At 48.2% G+C, this 15,735-nt stretch carries 13 protein-coding genes; all 13 read right to left on the bottom strand.

Annotated features, from left to right (window positions below; translation table 11 throughout):
- Positions 1-122 precede the first annotated feature (122 nt).
- The 13 genes from ACR0QN_RS00505 to ACR0QN_RS00445 all read right to left on the bottom strand — a co-directional run bounded on the left by ACR0QN_RS00505 (position 123) and on the right by ACR0QN_RS00445 (position 15,733).
- Positions 123-1,142: a glycosyl hydrolase gene (locus ACR0QN_RS00505; protein ID WP_432649231.1), complete on the bottom strand. Its 1,020-nt coding sequence runs from the start codon at positions 1,140-1,142 to the stop codon at positions 123-125.
- Positions 1,136-1,894 carry an HAD family hydrolase gene (locus ACR0QN_RS00500; RefSeq protein ID WP_432649230.1) on the bottom strand — a complete coding sequence of 253 codons (759 nt, stop codon included), beginning with the start codon at positions 1,892-1,894 and terminating at the stop codon, positions 1,136-1,138. Before ACR0QN_RS00500 ends, ACR0QN_RS00505 begins: the two co-directional genes overlap by 7 nt.
- Before the next feature lie 15 nt (positions 1,895-1,909).
- Positions 1,910-2,974 (bottom strand): cysteine protease StiP family protein, encoded by a 1,065-nt coding sequence (locus ACR0QN_RS00495; RefSeq protein ID WP_432649229.1) that lies wholly within the window; start codon positions 2,972-2,974, stop codon positions 1,910-1,912.
- Positions 2,974-3,675, bottom strand: a complete 702-nt coding sequence (locus tag ACR0QN_RS00490) for a SanA/YdcF family protein (protein WP_432649228.1) — start codon at positions 3,673-3,675, stop codon at positions 2,974-2,976. Before ACR0QN_RS00490 ends, ACR0QN_RS00495 begins: the two co-directional genes overlap by 1 nt.
- Before the next feature lie 60 nt (positions 3,676-3,735).
- On the bottom strand, positions 3,736-5,124 hold the full coding sequence (locus ACR0QN_RS00485; protein ID WP_432649227.1) for a FapA family protein: 1,389 nt from the start codon (positions 5,122-5,124) through the stop codon (positions 3,736-3,738).
- A 201-nt stretch (positions 5,125-5,325) separates the two neighbouring features.
- Positions 5,326-6,006, bottom strand: a complete 681-nt coding sequence (tsaA, locus tag ACR0QN_RS00480; RefSeq protein ID WP_432649226.1) for a tRNA (N6-threonylcarbamoyladenosine(37)-N6)-methyltransferase TrmO — start codon at positions 6,004-6,006, stop codon at positions 5,326-5,328.
- Positions 6,007-6,019: 13 nt separating this feature from the next.
- Positions 6,020-6,433: a peptide deformylase gene (locus tag ACR0QN_RS00475; protein ID WP_432649225.1), complete on the bottom strand. Its 414-nt coding sequence runs from the start codon at positions 6,431-6,433 to the stop codon at positions 6,020-6,022.
- A 94-nt stretch (positions 6,434-6,527) separates the two neighbouring features.
- A complete protein-coding gene (locus tag ACR0QN_RS00470) occupies positions 6,528-7,229 on the bottom strand; it encodes a hypothetical protein (protein WP_432649224.1) in 702 nt (233 codons plus the stop codon).
- A 136-nt stretch (positions 7,230-7,365) separates the two neighbouring features.
- Entirely contained in the window at positions 7,366-8,010 is a 645-nt protein-coding gene (locus ACR0QN_RS00465) for a CatA-like O-acetyltransferase (protein ID WP_432649223.1), read from the bottom strand.
- Positions 8,011-8,148: 138 nt separating this feature from the next.
- Positions 8,149-9,234 (bottom strand): 6-phosphofructokinase, encoded by a 1,086-nt coding sequence (locus ACR0QN_RS00460; protein WP_432649222.1) that lies wholly within the window; start codon positions 9,232-9,234, stop codon positions 8,149-8,151.
- A gap of 32 nt (positions 9,235-9,266) precedes the next feature.
- Positions 9,267-11,591, bottom strand: coding sequence for an EAL domain-containing protein (locus ACR0QN_RS00455; RefSeq protein ID WP_432649221.1), 2,325 nt, complete (start codon positions 11,589-11,591; stop codon positions 9,267-9,269).
- Between the two features lie 255 nt (positions 11,592-11,846).
- Positions 11,847-15,341 carry a transcription-repair coupling factor gene (mfd, locus tag ACR0QN_RS00450; protein WP_432649220.1) on the bottom strand — a complete coding sequence of 1,165 codons (3,495 nt, stop codon included), beginning with the start codon at positions 15,339-15,341 and terminating at the stop codon, positions 11,847-11,849.
- Entirely contained in the window at positions 15,341-15,733 is a 393-nt protein-coding gene (locus ACR0QN_RS00445; RefSeq protein ID WP_432649219.1) for a hypothetical protein, read from the bottom strand. Before ACR0QN_RS00445 ends, mfd begins: the two co-directional genes overlap by 1 nt.
- Between the last annotated feature and the right edge of the window lie 2 nt (positions 15,734-15,735).

Genomic DNA, 15,735 nt, shown 5'->3' with positions numbered 1-15,735 from the left:
GAACATTATGTGATATCTCTGTAACTTCTTTGCATAAGCACATGAAAGCTTTAAATCGGTAAAGTGATTTGCTTTTTAGAACAGTCTCTCCCCGACTGTGGCGGAGAGAGACTGTTTGCATTTTACTTATATAGCTTCGGAAGCTCGTCAAGGGTTATGACATAGTCATCGTTGTAGATGGCTTTAAGGTCATCAACATTGTTCTTGTCGGTGATGTATTCCGTATGCCAGGTCATAAACCACACCCATTTTGTATTATTCTTTTTAAGCTGTGATACGGTGGGTATCCGTCCGCATTCGTGGAAGCAGACAGGAACATCATTTCCCACAATGTCCGTTACCTTTTTGTAGAGGTTATTGTTTGCCCCGTCTTTGTAAGAGTCTGCACCCACTATGTCCACATACTCGTCTCCGGGGTACCACTTATCATATCCTCTGCCGTTGCTCGAATAGCCGAATACCCAGATGAGATTGTCAAGCTTCCAGTAGTTTGTGTATCTGTCGTACATTATCTTCCACAGCTTTTTGAAATTTTCCGCTCCGCCCTTGCTCCACCAGAACCAGCCGCCGTCAAGCTCGTGGAAGGGTCTCCACAGAACGGGTATACCCTTGTCACGAAGCTCTTTCAGAGCCTTTGCTCCCTTGTCCATTCCTGCGATAAGCTTTTTGTATTCGTCAGTTCCCTCGGTGAGCGCCTTGTCCCAGTCGGATATTTCCGTTTTCATACATTCGTCCCAGCTATGGCTGAAATCTGAGCCGCAGTGCCAGCAGATGGTGACAATGCCGCCCCTGTTGTGCCAGTCCTCCGCACGCCTGTTAACGCCGTCAAAGTCGTCGTTCATATAGTCAAGTCCACGTATTGCAGGGTATTTGCCCGTATTTTCATAGATATAATCAAACTCATACTGGTCGCTGCCCATCCAGGTGGACTCCTGCTGTCCCGAGATTATGCCCTTTCCGTAGGTATCGCAGATGTATTTGTACAGGGCTTTGGCTTCCTTGCTTGCTTTGGGGTTTGACAGAGTCAGCTCGGCACTTTGAGAGACGGAGGTGATTTCGGTATTGCCTTTTTCGGGTGTGCAGGCGGCGGAAGATGCGGCTGTACCTATTGCCAAGAGAAGTGCTATGATCTTTTTTAACATAATATCCCTCTTTCCTCAAGTATTTTTCTGACTGTAAGCAAGGTATGATCGGGGTCGTCGCCCTCTTCGGAGTACTGAATATTGTTCAGCCTTTCTCCGGTCAGCTCCCCCTGCTTTATGATGGCGATATCCGCATTTCGGAGCATTTCTATGTCAAACAGGCTGTCTCCTGCGGCGATAATTTCTTCACCAAAGCGCTCCCTCAGCAGGTTTAAAGCCGCTCCCTTGTTTATCCCTTTGGGTACGGCGTATATCTTATCCCCGTTGTCAAACAGGCCGACCTTTTCGGGGCAAAGCTTTTCGGCAGTCAAGCGGAGCGTTTCAAGCGGGGTATGACTTTTGGTGAATATGAATGTGCCGTCCACAAGGCGGACTTCAAAATACACCTCATCAAGGCTCTCCCAAAAGCTTTTTATACGCTCCATTTCAGCCATTGCAGGCAGGATATGCTCCTCTGCACACTTTCGCCACAAAGGGTCGGGAACGCCGTTTACAAGGAGATTTCCCCCGTTGTCACAGACTGCAAAACGTGGCATTCCCGAGGGGAATTTTATCCGCTCAAACTGCTCGATCGAACGGGTGGTAACGGGGATAAATGTGACTTTTTCGGAAATTTCACACAGAAGCTTTGCGGATAATGGGGTCATAAAGGACAGCTTTTTGCCCTCCTTTTCCTCCACGCAGATGTTATCATCGGTCAGGCGTTTGTATGAAAAAATAAGCGTTCGGTCAAGGTCGGACAAAAACAGCATTTTTACCTCCAAGTATTACGTATCCGCAGGCATATTCTTGATTATTCCGCAGGCACGATAGCATTTAAGGGGATATTTCTTTACGGGCACGCCCTTTTCACGGGCAAGCTCGATAATATGCGCCACATATTCGCAGGGTGCGTCCTCTGCGATAAGCACCATATATGGCACACGCCGCAGGAGAACTCTTGTAGTCTCGCCTATTCCCGGCTTTACAAGGTTGATGTCCGCTATCCCGAATGCCCTCGCCACCTCTGCGGTCTCAGAGCGCCCCGAGCCGTATTCAAAGGGCTTATCGTCAAGGGCGATATCACCGTATTCCATACAGGCTTCAACGGCGTTTATGTATTCGTATGAGCGGTCAAATGGCTCAAGCTCCTTGTAATATGCCGCACCGTGAAAATCATTCTCCCCGATAATGTCGCTTCTGAGAAATGTTCTGCTCATAAGTCCCGAGACTACCGAATTAAGGCAGGAACTTGCTATAAGGAAGTCCTCGTGGGTGCCGCAGAAGGGGGTTATGCAGGCGGGGTCGGAAATGACCGCTATTCTGGGGTCAACGCCCTCATAATCCTTCATTGCTTCATTTACCTGATTTTGTATAGCTCCCTTGCCCGTCCAGCCGTCCACAAACTGCAGGCTTTCGGAACGGTGTCTTTCGAGAATGTAGTTCATTGCGTTTTTGTCAATTCCCCGTCCTCTGATAATGGAAACAGCGTAGTGGGGGATATCTATGCCGTACTTTTTCTCAAGATAATGCTTTATCATTATTCCTGCGGGAAGTCCTGCCCTTGCAAGGGAGACGAGTACGGGAGCTTTTTTGTCTCTTATTATCCATTCGGAGACCTCTGCAATGCACCTTGCGGTTATCCCCGAAAATCGCTTCAACGCATTCTCATATTCACGGATATAATCGGGAGAAGGGTCATATTCAAGGGGGAGCATTTCGCAGTAGTGAACGCCGCTTTGTATAAGAGGTTCACGTTTTTCGGCAGGCAATGGTTCCACCATTCCCGTAATGTCCTTTAAAAGTACTGTCACGTCTTTGGGGTCATAGCTTGAGTGCATAAATTTATCCATCAGGTAAACTCCTTGTCATTGGTAAGGTCGCCGCTTCCGCTTATGGGAATGACCTCTCCTAAATATGTAGGCTTGGGCTTGAAAATCACCTTTACAAAATCCTTGTCCCTTGCAAGCATTTCACGAAAATCGTAATAATCCTGCCTTACATAGGTCTGTAAGTCTGAGGACACGCCATAGGCTTCCAGTCCCAGCTTTTCGGCGATATACACCGATCTGTAAAGGTGATAGCTCTGGGTGACGATAAGCACACGCTTTGCGGCAAAGACCTCCTTGGCACGGTACATAGTCTCGTAGGTGGAAAAGCCTGCGTGATCCATAAAAACGTCCTCGGAAGGCACTCCCCTGTCAATGGCAAACTGCTTCATTGCGTTTACCTCGTCATAATTTGTCCTGCCGTGGTCTCCCGACATAAGAAGCTTGGGTGCGGCGCCCATATCATAAAGCTCCACGCCTCCGGTAAGCCTGTCGCTGAGCATCGGACTTGGCGTATCACCGTTTACCCGACAGCCGAGAACGATTATGCAGTCAATATCACGAAGCTCCGCCGCAGCTTCGGGGGACAGCATTCTGTCCGAGACAGAGCGCTTAACATACTTGCTTACTCCCATAGCGGCGCAGATCATTACAATGCATATTATCACAAGAATTATGAATATCTTAAAAAGTGTTCTGAGCCTGTGCTTTGATTTGTCAGACATATTGCTTTCCTTTCAATCTGAAAATCTCTCCCCGATAAATCGGAGAGAGATCTTTTTATGTCATACTGTACCTGTTACAAGCTCGCCGTTATCGTCGAGGAATATTTTTACTCTCGGTGTCTCCACATCGAATTTCTTAACGGCTTCATTGATGACCACCTTTGAACCCGGATATGCCATACCCTTTACGGAAACAAAGCAATGCTGTATCTCGCTGAGGCTTTCCTCAATGCTGACGATACGCTTGCGTATCTGCTTTATCTCGTTCTGACTGGAAAATTTTGTCTTGATGGCAGAGCCTAAAAGCTCCTCCTTATCCTCGGGCAGCTTTTTAAGCTCCTTGCGCTTGGCGTTTAAGAACTCGGCTATCTGATTGCACCGCTCAACGGTAGACTCAAGCTCGGATATCTTTTTAAGGCACTCATTTTTCTCGGCGGAAAGCATTGCGTTATCGCCTGCTGTGACCTCGGTGGGAGCGTAATTCTTGGTGCCCAGATATGTGACCTCCGTATTTCCGAGAACGGTGTATTTGCCGCCGTTTATGCTCTTTGATGTAAGATTGCCGCCGCAGTAAACGGTGCAGATAACAAAGTTCTGAATGTTAAGGTCGCTGTCGGTGGAGATGTCCGAATATTCGCAGAACTGGCAGGAAATGTTGCCGTGGGCGATAAGCTTGGAGTTTATTGCTCCCTTTTTTATGGTTATCGAGCCGCCTGCCTTTATCTTTGCGCCTGTGGCATTGCCGCCGATCGTGATATTCTTGCCTGCGGTGACGGCAAATCCTTCAAGGACCTCGCCCTTGATGACAACATCTCCCAGGAAGTCGATATTTCCCACGGAAGCGTCCACATCGCCGTTTATTGTGACCATAGGCTCCACGCAGAATGCCTTGTCACGGTAGCAGACGTGACCGTCAATAGCCGCAACAATGGTAAGCCCGTCCTCGGAAAGCTTGGTGCCCTTGCCTAAAGTGTAAGGGGCAGGCTTGCCGGGAGCCGCTTTCATCACAACTCCACGGACGTCCTTGCCGTCTGTTCCGGCTTCGGGGGGAGTTATCACGGCAATGACATCGTTTGTATGAATATTTCTTATAAGTCCTAAGTTCTTGTAGTCAACAAAGCCGTTCTCGTCCTCCTGGGGGGCGATTATCTGCTCCTTGTCGTAATTGTATGTAATGGTGCCGTTTTTGCCGTCAACGGGCATATCGGCTTCTGCCGCCTTTATTTCCTTATCGAAATCCTTGTTTTCGATAAGGCTGCGGATAAGTTCTTCATTGATATTATGCTTTACACCCTTTGCGCTGAGGGCTGACATCACTATTTCAAAGGTGATATCTCTGCCGCCGTTCTGGGGCGGGTAGATAGACATATATGCCGCCGAGTAATTAGGCGGAACGGTTATGATAACATCTCCGTCTACGGGAGGATTAACGTTATTTTGTACTGCCATTTTTATTATCAGTCCTTCCCTATTAGTGGCAAGATCTTTAGAGGCAAGAGGCAGGACGCTTCTGCCGGTAAAATACTGCCATTCTATTTTTCTATATTATAATCATACCATATTATACAGCTTTTGGCAACCGCTTTACAGTAAATCTGTACGCTATGCACAAAAATAAATTATATCCTATTGCATTTACACGAAAGTCTTTCAGCTTTTTTGTATATCCGTAACGGTAAGCACCGGATCATCGGTCTTAAAAGAAACCTCAAAGCCGCCGAAGCTCATTGTATATACCCTGTCCGGAGAGGACTGATACTGAGGACGGGGGTCCTGGGAAAGCACCTCTGTAAGCCCCGACAGCTTATCTTCGGGAATACGCTGTGCAATGTTTTCGGGTATTTCCACCCTAAGACGTCCTTCACGCTCTGTGAGAGCAAAGCCCCCCGACGCTTCCGGGTGGGAATCGGTATAGGCAAGATAGGGCTTTATGTCGATTATGGGAGTGCCGTTCATAAGATCCGCTCCGGAAACGTAAAGCACGGGGCCCTGCGGTGTTTGCAGCTCTATCATGTCAAGTCTTACCGATGACAGCCCTATGGAATTGGGGCGGAAGGGGGAACGGGTAGCAAACACTCCCATTCTTGTATTGCCTCCCAGTCTCGGAGGACGGACGGTGGGAGACCATTTATCCCGCACCGCCTCGGAAAACTGCCACAAAAGCCATATATGGGTAAAGCCCTCAAGCCCTCTGAAAGCTTCGGGAACACGGTATTCGGGTTCAAATACTATTTTTGAGGTTATATCCGCAAGTCCGCTCTGACGTGGAACGCCGAATTTTCCGGTAAAGTCGTTTTCTATCCTTGCTATGATCTTCAGTCCGTTTTCCATTTTATGAAAGCTCCTAAATGATCTTTCCCTCAAAATGATCCATTTCGTGCTGGATTATCTGAGCGGTAAATCCCGAAAATTTCTGCTTCTGCTTTTTGAATTTGATATCGTAATACTCGGCGCATATCCATTCATATCTTTCTGTCTTTCGCTTTCCGTCAAGGGAAAGACAGCCTTCCTCCGCTTCATAGGTTTCTGCGGAATGTGCTGTTATAACAGGGTTTATCATCACAAATGAGCTTTTTCCTGCGGATATTGCTGCAATGCGCTTGTTTACGCCTATCATATTGGCAGCCATACCCACGCATATTTCGGAATTTGCTTTAAGAGTGTCAAGCAGGTCTCTTGCGGTCTTTATGTCGCTTCTTTCCGCAGGCAATGCCTTTTCCGAAAAGAGTTCTTCGCCTTTTTTTATCTCTCTCACCATTTTTTATGATCAATTCCTTTGATAATTTAATGAAAAAGGGTACCCGTACTTTTACGTGTACCCTTTAGAGCTTATATTTGATCTTTACAGCAGATCAGAATGTGATCTCGCCTGCTTCAAGTCCCTGAACAATGGTGTCGTTGATAACGGTGTATGTAGCGTCAACCTGGATATTTCCGATGAGCATTCCCGCAAAGAAGGAGAGAATAAATCCTGCCACAAGAACCGCCATAGGTATATCCATTATCGTTACCGCAGCCTCGCTGAAGGTGTTATCCTTCATATTCTTGTTAACGATACGGCATACAAAGATAAGGGCAACAGTAATGACCAGCATTACGATAAGAAGAACAAGATAGATCGTATAATCCGTTGTTACGTAAATAAGCTTTGGATTATCGGGCTTGTAGTAAACGGATATCTTGTCGCCGAGCTTGTAATCCTCGCCTGTGTTGGGGTTTTTGCCGTTAAGGGTAATAGGGCCTGCATATTTTTCCATACCGAAAGCGGTATATTTGCCGTTGGCAAAGCTCTGCTTTCCGATATATCCGAAGGGAGCGTCATTCTTGGCGTTTTCAGCTTCCTCGCCCTTCAGCACTTCGGTGATAAAGAAGTCGGTGCTCTGACGGGTCTCAAGGTCGCTTGCCGATGTGGCATACCAAGTCTCGTTTGTTACCTTATTGAGCTTTGAATAACGGGCAAGACCCATCTCAATGTTGAACACTCCCACGCACAGCGCTACTGCCGCAATGCAGAGAAGCACACAGGCTACAATATAACGTTTTTTCAGTTTCATTGCTTGATCCTCCTGTCATTATTTAAGGGCAGTCTGACGCCCTTATATCTTTCACTCCAAAGAAAATTATATCATATAATTTTCATAATGTCAAGCAGATGAGGTAAAATTTGCAGGGGGAAAACAGGCTTTAAAATCAGACCTCGAAGCTGTCAATATCCTTTTGCAGTTCCTCAAGAAATCTGCTGATATGATATCCGTCAACAGCTGCGTGGTGGCAGGTAAGGGACAGGGGCAAAAGCTCCTTTTCCCCCTCGGGAAAGATCTTTCCCGCCTCCACAGAGGGAAAATAATAGGGCTTGTTTTCATAGCTGTGGACCGCAAAATGCTCAAACTTCACCCAGGGTATACAGGAAACGGTATATGCATTTGGGGGCGGAAGCCCCGGTCTGCCCAGAACGCCGTGACGGTCTCCGTAAAGTCTTTGGTTTTCAAGATATCTGCCGTAAAAATCCATAAAATCATCGGAATATTCCGTCCACATCAGTGAAAATGTCTTGTCATCGTCGTGAAAATGGGCGTAGAGCGGAGTGAGAGTATCGTAATATCCCAGCTGTCCCTCCGACTCCGCGAGCTTAAATTCCGTCTGACTGTTCAGATTTTTCGTTACAAGCCACAGATAGACGGGGAAGAATTTTATTCCCTGCTCTTTGGTTTTCTGTCTCAGCCTTGTGACGTCCAAATTTACGGTTATGGAGTATCCCGTAGGCGCCATTTTTGAGAAGTACATAAATACCTCTCTGCGGGGATATGAAGCCATATCCGAAGGTGTAAATATCATTTCATCGTCTCCTTTCGATCTGATGATATGATAATAACACATAACTCCTGAAAAATAAATAAACGCTCCGTAGAGAGGCAAAAAATCCGTCCCCGACAAAACCTGACGGGAACGGATATGATAATTTTAGGTTTATGCTTAGTCTCCGAAAGAAATGCCAAGATCCTTTGCAGTAGTGACATAGTTGCCCTCGGGGTCAACGAACTTAGTCTTGCCTGCCACCTCGCTGAGGGGATTTTCGCCTATCTTTGCGTTTATCATCGCAACGGAAACGCCGTACTTGCCCTGGTCGATAAGCTGAGCTGCTCTTACGCCAAATCTTGTGGCAAGTATTCTGTCGTATGCAGAGGGACTGCCGCCTCTCAGCATATGTCCGGGAACGCAGACTCTTGTCTCAATGCCCGTAGCCTTCTGTATCTGTGAGGCAATGGAGTTTGTGGCGGTGGTAATTCCTGCCTCAAGACGAGCCTTTGCACGCTCCTTTTTCTTGAGCTTTGCCTCTTCCTTGCTGAATGCGCCCTCGGCAACGGCAACAATGGAAAATCTGTGACCGTTGTCCGCACGCTTCTGCATTGCCTGACAGATCTTGTCGATATCGTAAGGTATCTCGGGAATGATTATTGCGTCCGCTCCGCCTGCAACGCCCGAATAAAGGGTGAGCCAGCCTGCCTTGTTGCCCATTATCTCCACCATAAGGATACGGCTGTGAGAAGCGGCGGTGGTATGGAGTCTGTCGATAACGTCGGTGCCGATATCAACAGCGGTATGGAAACCGAAGGTAACGTCGGTTCCGTAAATATCGTTGTCAATAGTCTTGGGAAGTCCAATAATGTTAAGTCCTTCCTCGCTGAGAAGGTTTGCGGTCTTATGAGTGCCGTTGCCGCCGAGAGTGAGCAGGCAGTCAAGCTTCTGCTTCTTGTAGGTGTCCTTCATAAGCTTGACCTTGTCGATGTTGTCCTCGCCGATACTGGAGATCATCTTAAAAGGCTGACGCTTCGTTCCCAGAATTGTTCCGCCCTGGGTGAGTATTCCCGAAAACTCGGAAGGCTCCATTTCACGGGCAATGTTGTTTATGAGACCGTAATAGCCGTTCTGAATTCCGACTATCTGCACGTTGTCAACGCCCATTTTCTCATAGCACGCCTTTGCAATGCCTCTTATGGTAGCGTTAAGACCGGGGCAGTCGCCTCCGCTTGTAAGGATACCTATTCTTTTTTTAGCCATTTGTTTGATCATCCTTTCTTCGAGGTAATTTATTAAACTGTTACAGGCTTGGACTGTCTTGCACGCAGAAATTCCTCAAACCTGTCAGCAGGCATCGGCTTTCCGAAGAAATAGCCCTGGGCATAATCGCAGCCCGACTGCTTGAGTATCTCGCCCTGTCCCACAGTCTCGATACCTTCTGCAATAGTTTCTATCTTCTTGGACTTTGCGATACGGATAACTGCGGAAACTATCTCCCTTGATATCTCGTCCTCCTCAAGATACATAATGAAGGAGCGGTCGAGCTTCAGAAGAGTTATGGGCAGTATCTGGATATAGCTGAGTGAAGAATATCCCGTTCCGAAATCGTCCATAGAGAGCTTAACGCCAAGGTCTTTTATCTCCTGCATCTGCATAACGGCGTGGTCAATGTCCTTGAGGGCAAGGCTCTCGGTAAGCTCCACATCAAGATACTGGGGAGCAAGACCCGTTTCGTTAAGTGCGGTGCGGATAGTTTCGGTAACGTTGGTCTGATAGAAGTCGATAGCCGAAAGGTTGATGGAAACGGTAACGGGAGCAAGTCCCATATCCTGCCACTGCTTGTTCTGACGGCAGGCTTCAAAGAGGACAAAGCGGCTTATCTGAGTAATGAGCATAGAATTTTCCGCAACGGGGATAAAATCGCTGGGAGGAACTACGGTGCCGTCGGGCTTTATCCAGCGGATAAGAGCCTCCATACCCATTACAGAGCCGTCCTCAAGATTGATCTTAGGCTGATAATAAAGCACAAGCTCGTTGTTTTCGATAGCCCTGCCAAGGTCTTTTTCAAGGGCATTGCCTGCAATAATGGCGTCGTGGGCGTGATTATCGAAGCGGAGAATGGAGCTTCTTGTGCCGTCGGAAAGGCTGAGGGCAAATTCCGCACGGTCAAGCACCTGTGCAAAGTCGCCCATTCCGCCGTCGCTCATAAGGCAGTAGCCTGCGGAGCAGGTGATGTTCTGTGTTTCAAGACCCATACCGTTTATATTTGCCAGGTCAAGCTGGATATGCTTGATAAGACGTATGGGCAGCTCCTCGTCGCCGGTGGCTTTTACCAGCAGAGCAAAATTGTCGCCGCCTATCCTTGCGGTAAAACCGCCCTCGGTGAGGTTTGAAAGCAGCACCGCAGCTATCTCCTTCAGAAGATGGTTTCCGTTTGTATAGCCGCAGGTGTCGTTTATTATGTGGAAACTGTCGATATCGAGAACGATGACCCAGTAGTTCACACTCTGGTCGGCTCTTGTACATTCAAGTATCTCGTTGCCCATCATCATAAACTTGTTTCTGTTATATATCTGGGTAACTTCGTCGATATACGCCATACGCTCGATGACAAGATCCTTTTCCTTTTCGGCGGTGATGTCCATAATGGCTCCGCCCACGTCCAGATTGCCCGAATCGGGTGACTGATAACGGAAATTGAACCAATGATAATCGCCGTCGGCAGCCATTGCACGGAAATCCACCGAATGTATCTCGTCGTGGGAAAGTCCCTCGGAAGCATTTTTCATTCCGGAGGCAAAGGTGTCGAAAACCACTCTGTCCTTGGGGTGGAATACCTCTCTTATGGTGTCACCTGAGACATATCCGCCCTCGGAAACTATGCCCAGCATTTCGCAGAGCTGATCGGAAACATAATAGCGGCTGCTGCCCTGCTCCTTGAGGATAAGACCGATCTCGGAAAGGTCCATCGAAAGAGCATACCGCTTTTCGGACTCACGGAGCTTTCTTGAAGCGGCAATGACCTCCTGCTTCATCTTGTTTGTCTCGGTAAGGTTGGGACCTATGGACATAAGAACGCTGGTGTCCTCTTTTCCGCCGATACCACGCTTTGATATTGATGAAACGATAGATGTGTTCCATACTGTACAAACAGACGAACCGTTCTTTGTCTGAATGAGGAATTCCTCGTCACGGCTGTTGATGATGCCCTGGAGATTTTCCGAAAATGCGTCGGGAGGGAGCACCTTTTTCATTATCTCGGGATCGAGAAGCTCTTCCTCGGAATAGCCCGTGGTACGGATAAAGGCGCTGTTTGCTCTTACATAGCTGAAAGATGTATCCCAGAGAACGACCATAGAATTAAGCTGCTCAATGGTCCTCTCGAAGTTTTTCAGCTCCTTGAATTTGCTTGCCCGGCTGCTTTGAACAAGTGCAACAGCGCCCACAAACAGAGCCGCCGCAAGAACGTAGCAGACTGCGGAAATTGCCGCAGAAGCGCTGTCGGGATTATTTTTTATAACATTTATAACAAGGCATATGGCAACAACGTCGGTGAGGGTATAAGTGAGAGCAAAAATTATTTTTTCACTAAGGCTCTGTCCGCTGCTCTTACGCATAGGCTCCACCCCTTTCCCCCGTTTCGGGAACAGATTTTTTAGAATATCCGCAGAAATCGGAAAAAAATGCATAATTCATTAGAATAATTATACAACTATTATGGCTGATATGTCAATATGTCAATGTGAATTATTTATTTGAAATTTAATAATATTTTGCCACAGGCTCAAAAACAGCCTCTTTTTCATTGTGCATTATGCTAAAAAAGTGACTAATATCGTCTAATGTCAACCGCATTTTATACAAAAGCAGTATCATTCTCCTGCCATTATCTCTACCGCACGCTGCATTACATCAACGGGCTTGTCGGCAGGAGTGAGCTTTATTGCGATATAAGGCTTTTCTGAGGAGCCGTTCACCGACACTCTGCCCTTGAACTCGGCAACCAGCGCCTGTATCTGCTCCATAGTGGCGGAGCTTACGTATATCATAAGCACGTCCTTGCGCTGAGTTATCTCCTTTATGCCCGCTTTTCCTGCCAGATTTCTGGTAAGAGCCACGGTGATAAGACCCTGGATAGCCTTTGGGGGGTCTCCGTAGCGGTCTATGAATTCGTCAAGGAGGTCAAGGCTTTCCGCCTTGGTGGAAACAGCCGCTATCTTGCGGTATGCGTCAAGTCTGCCCGACAGGCTCTCGATATAATCATCGGGAATGTGCGCCTCAATTTGTAAGTCAATGAGACATTCCTCGGGCGCTCTGGGCACAGGCTGTCCCGTCTCCTCGGCAATGGCTTCGTTTAAAAGCTGGAGATACATATCATATCCCACCGCCTCCATATGACCGTGCTGCCTGCCGCCTAAAATTGAGCCTGCTCCACGTATCTCAAGGTCACGCATAGCCACCCTGAAGCCGCTGCCGAACTGGGTAAATTCTCTGATGGCGTCGAGCCTTTTTGAAGCCACCTCCGTAAGCACCTTGCCCCGTCTGAAGGTAAAATACGCAAAGGCACGGCGGTTCGAGCGTCCCACTCTTCCTCTGAGCTGATAAAGCTGGGACAGACCCAAATGGTCTGCGTCCTCGATGATAAGGGTGTTTACATTGGGCACGTCAACGCCCGTTTCGATAATGGTGGTGCAGACAAGTATATCTATCTCGTGCTCCACAAGCTCCGTCCAGATGTCCGAAAGCCGCTCCTCGGAAAGCTGACCGTGAGCCACAGCGATCCGTGCGTCGGGGATAAGCTCCGAGAGCTTAGCGGCAGTTCCCTCAATGGTCTCCACACGGTTGTGGATATAGTAGACCTGTCCCCCACGTCTCAGCTCCTTTGTTATCGCCTGAACGATAACGCCCATATTATGCTCGATAACATAGGTCTGAACGGGATATCTGTCCACAGGCGGCTCCTCGATAACGCTCATATCCCGGATACCGCTCATAGCCATATTGAGAGTTCTCGGAATAGGAGTAGCCGAAAGCATAAGCACGTCCACACCCGCAAAAGCTTCCTTGAACCGCTCCTTGTGAGCCACGCCGAAGCGCTGTTCCTCGTCGATTATGGCAAGTCCAAGGTCCTTGAAAACAACGTCTTTCTGAACAATTCTGTGAGTGCCTATGACCATATCAACGGTGCCTGCTTTAAGCTGTTTCAGTACCTCTTCCTGCTCCTTTTTTGTGCGAAATCTTGAAAGCAGCTCTATCTTGAAGGGAAAATGCTCAAAACGCTTTACAGCACTCTGGAAATGCTGCCACGCAAGTACCGTTGTGGGGACGAGAATTGCGCATTGCTTTCCGTCAAGCATACATTTGAATGCCGCACGGAACGCCACCTCTGTCTTTCCGAAGCCCACGTCTCCGCAGAGAAGTCTGTCCATTGGAACGGGCTTCATCATATCCTGCTTTATCTCCTCGATACAGCGAAGCTGGTCGTCCGTCTCGGTGTAATCAAATCTCGCCTCGAAATCCTGCTGCCAGTCGTTGTCCTCGGAAAATGCATATCCCTTTGTCTGAGCACGCTTTGCATAAAGAGCGATAAGCTCGTCCGCCATATCCTTGACAGCCTTCTTGACCTTTGAACGGGTCTTCTGCCACTCATTTGAGGAAAGCTTATTGAGCTTCACACCCGTATCGTCACGGGGACCGATATATCTTGAAATAAGGTCCATCTGGGTAACGGGAACGTAAAGCACGTCCGTACCCGCATATTTTATGGTAATGTAATCCTTGGTAATTCCCTCAAGCTCAAGCTTTCTGATACCCTCAAATCTGCCTATTCCGTGAAGTGCGTGGACAACAAGGTCTCCGGGAGTGATGTCCGCAAGGGACTTAATTTCCTCGCCCTTTTTCTTTTTGCGGAGCTTGCGTTTTGAGGTCATAGCCCTCGCCTGAGTGATAAGGGCAGTCTTTATATCGGGATAATCATAGCCCGAGGAAAGACAGCCTGTGGTAAGGAGTGCCCGTCCTTTTGTAAGAACGCTGTCGGCGTTCATAATGTCGCAGGGAATGCCCTCTTCTCTCAGGTCGTCCGCAATGATAGGCAGGGTCTTTTCCGAACCTGCCAGAACTACCACCGAGTAGTTGCGGCTGATGAGAGAGCGCAGGTCTTCCGTAAGCTGACGTATCTCACCGCCCCAGGGCGCAGTCTGATAAGCCGTAAGGGACAACAGCTTCTTGCACCGCAGGTCATTTGTCCTGAGAAATGAGTCCATAAGCACGCAGGGAAAATCCTGCGCCTTCTGAGAAATGACCTCAAAGCCCTCTATATAGCCCTCAAGGCCTCGGCAAAGCTCCCCCTCTTCAAGAAGTATCTTGATGTCCTCACCGTGCTGGGAAATAACGCCCTTTGCCCTTTCGCAGCAGCTGTGATATTCGCTGAACAGCACACAGCTTTCCTTTTTCAGGAAATCAAAAATAAGAGCAGGCTTTTCGTATGCAATTGTGATATACTTGTCAATATTTGCAAGGGTAAGACCGTTTAAAGCTGCGTCAGCGTCCTTTGCGAGATTTGCCAGTACAGCCTCGGCTCTCTTGCCCTTAACGGAAGAAGCAAGCTTATTTATACGTGCCGCAAGCTCCTCGGGGCTGTCGAAAAGCACCTCCGAGGCAGGGGGAATAATTAAGCTGTCAATACTGTCGGTGCGGCGCTGAGTTTCCGGGTCAAAGTAGGCAAATGCGTCTATCTCGTCGTCCCACAGCTCCATTCTTACGGGAGCCTTTTCCTGAACGGGGTAAATGTCCGCAATAGAGCCACGCACCGAAAACTGAGAAGGGCTTTCCACCTTGTCGCAGCGTGTGTAGCCCGCCCTCACAAGCCTTTGTGTAAGAGCAGGCAGGTCAACGGGATTGTCCCTTGACAAAACTATGGTGTTGTCCGAAAGCGCCTTGGGGGGAATGGTCTTCTGCATTACCGCCTCCGCCGAAGCGCAGACTATCCTGCAGGAGCCGTCAAGTATGCGGGTAAGCACTCCCAGCCGCCTGTGCTCATATTCCCTTGAAACGCTGTCCACCCTTGCAAGGGTGATGTCCTTTGCAGGGTATACATAAGCAAGGGTTTCGCCGTAAAGCTCATTTATGTCGTCGCATATTTTCTTTGCGCCTGCCTCATCGTCTGCGATAAGAAGCAGGGGGACGGATCTTTCGCCGTAAAGAGCGTCGCTTATGAGCATTGCAAGCTGTGATTTGTGAACGGAGGAAAGTCCCGATACCGCTAAGGGTGAATATCCCCTTGCAAGAGTCTCGCAGATATCCCTGATATCGCCCTGCTCTGCGAGAACAGGGCTTATTTTCCCGAAAAGGGACTTACTGTTATTCATTACGATACCTCTGAGCCGCTGTTTCTTGCGGCAAATTTTCTGAACTCCTTAAATAAGGATAATGCGTACATTATGACATTAAGCCCTGCGATAACAAGGAACAAGGCGGACTTATCCCTCATATTCAGAGCATAAACGATAATAAAAAGCCTTGTTATGGAATAGACCACCGATTTGTCGTCCTTCATTCTCCCCGAAAGGCAGAAAACGGCGGAAATAATGTCGGCAATGACAAATGCGGCAGATGATAAAATAAGCGCCGCTCCGTTTGATGTAAGAGCGTTTCCCGACAAAAGCACCTCCGCTGAGAAAATGCACACAACGAGTAAAAGCGCAAGAGACGATACCGCCACTCCTGCGGAAAATAAAACATTCTTCTTCATATCGATCATAT

Source organism: Huintestinicola sp. (assembly GCF_050874005.1).
GTDB lineage: Bacteria > Bacillota > Clostridia > Oscillospirales > Ruminococcaceae > Huintestinicola.
Note: the sequence above shows the minus strand (reverse complement) of the source record. Positions and strands in the feature narration are given on the sequence as shown.

Coding starts and splice junctions, on each gene's coding strand:
- ACR0QN_RS00505 (WP_432649231.1), bottom strand. CDS start 1,142: ATGTTAAAAAAGATCATAGCACTTCTCTTGGCAATAGGTACAGCCGCA.
- ACR0QN_RS00500 (WP_432649230.1), bottom strand. CDS start 1,894: ATGCTGTTTTTGTCCGACCTTGACCGAACGCTTATTTTTTCATACAAA.
- ACR0QN_RS00495 (WP_432649229.1), bottom strand. CDS start 2,974: ATGGATAAATTTATGCACTCAAGCTATGACCCCAAAGACGTGACAGTA.
- ACR0QN_RS00490 (WP_432649228.1), bottom strand. CDS start 3,675: ATGTCTGACAAATCAAAGCACAGGCTCAGAACACTTTTTAAGATATTC.
- ACR0QN_RS00485 (WP_432649227.1), bottom strand. CDS start 5,124: ATGGCAGTACAAAATAACGTTAATCCTCCCGTAGACGGAGATGTTATC.
- tsaA (WP_432649226.1), bottom strand. CDS start 6,006: ATGGAAAACGGACTGAAGATCATAGCAAGGATAGAAAACGACTTTACC.
- ACR0QN_RS00475 (WP_432649225.1), bottom strand. CDS start 6,433: ATGGTGAGAGAGATAAAAAAAGGCGAAGAACTCTTTTCGGAAAAGGCA.
- ACR0QN_RS00470 (WP_432649224.1), bottom strand. CDS start 7,229: ATGAAACTGAAAAAACGTTATATTGTAGCCTGTGTGCTTCTCTGCATT.
- ACR0QN_RS00465 (WP_432649223.1), bottom strand. CDS start 8,010: ATGATATTTACACCTTCGGATATGGCTTCATATCCCCGCAGAGAGGTA.
- ACR0QN_RS00460 (WP_432649222.1), bottom strand. CDS start 9,234: ATGGCTAAAAAAAGAATAGGTATCCTTACAAGCGGAGGCGACTGCCCC.
- ACR0QN_RS00455 (WP_432649221.1), bottom strand. CDS start 11,591: ATGCGTAAGAGCAGCGGACAGAGCCTTAGTGAAAAAATAATTTTTGCT.
- mfd (WP_432649220.1), bottom strand. CDS start 15,341: ATGAATAACAGTAAGTCCCTTTTCGGGAAAATAAGCCCTGTTCTCGCA.
- ACR0QN_RS00445 (WP_432649219.1), bottom strand. CDS start 15,733: ATGATCGATATGAAGAAGAATGTTTTATTTTCCGCAGGAGTGGCGGTA.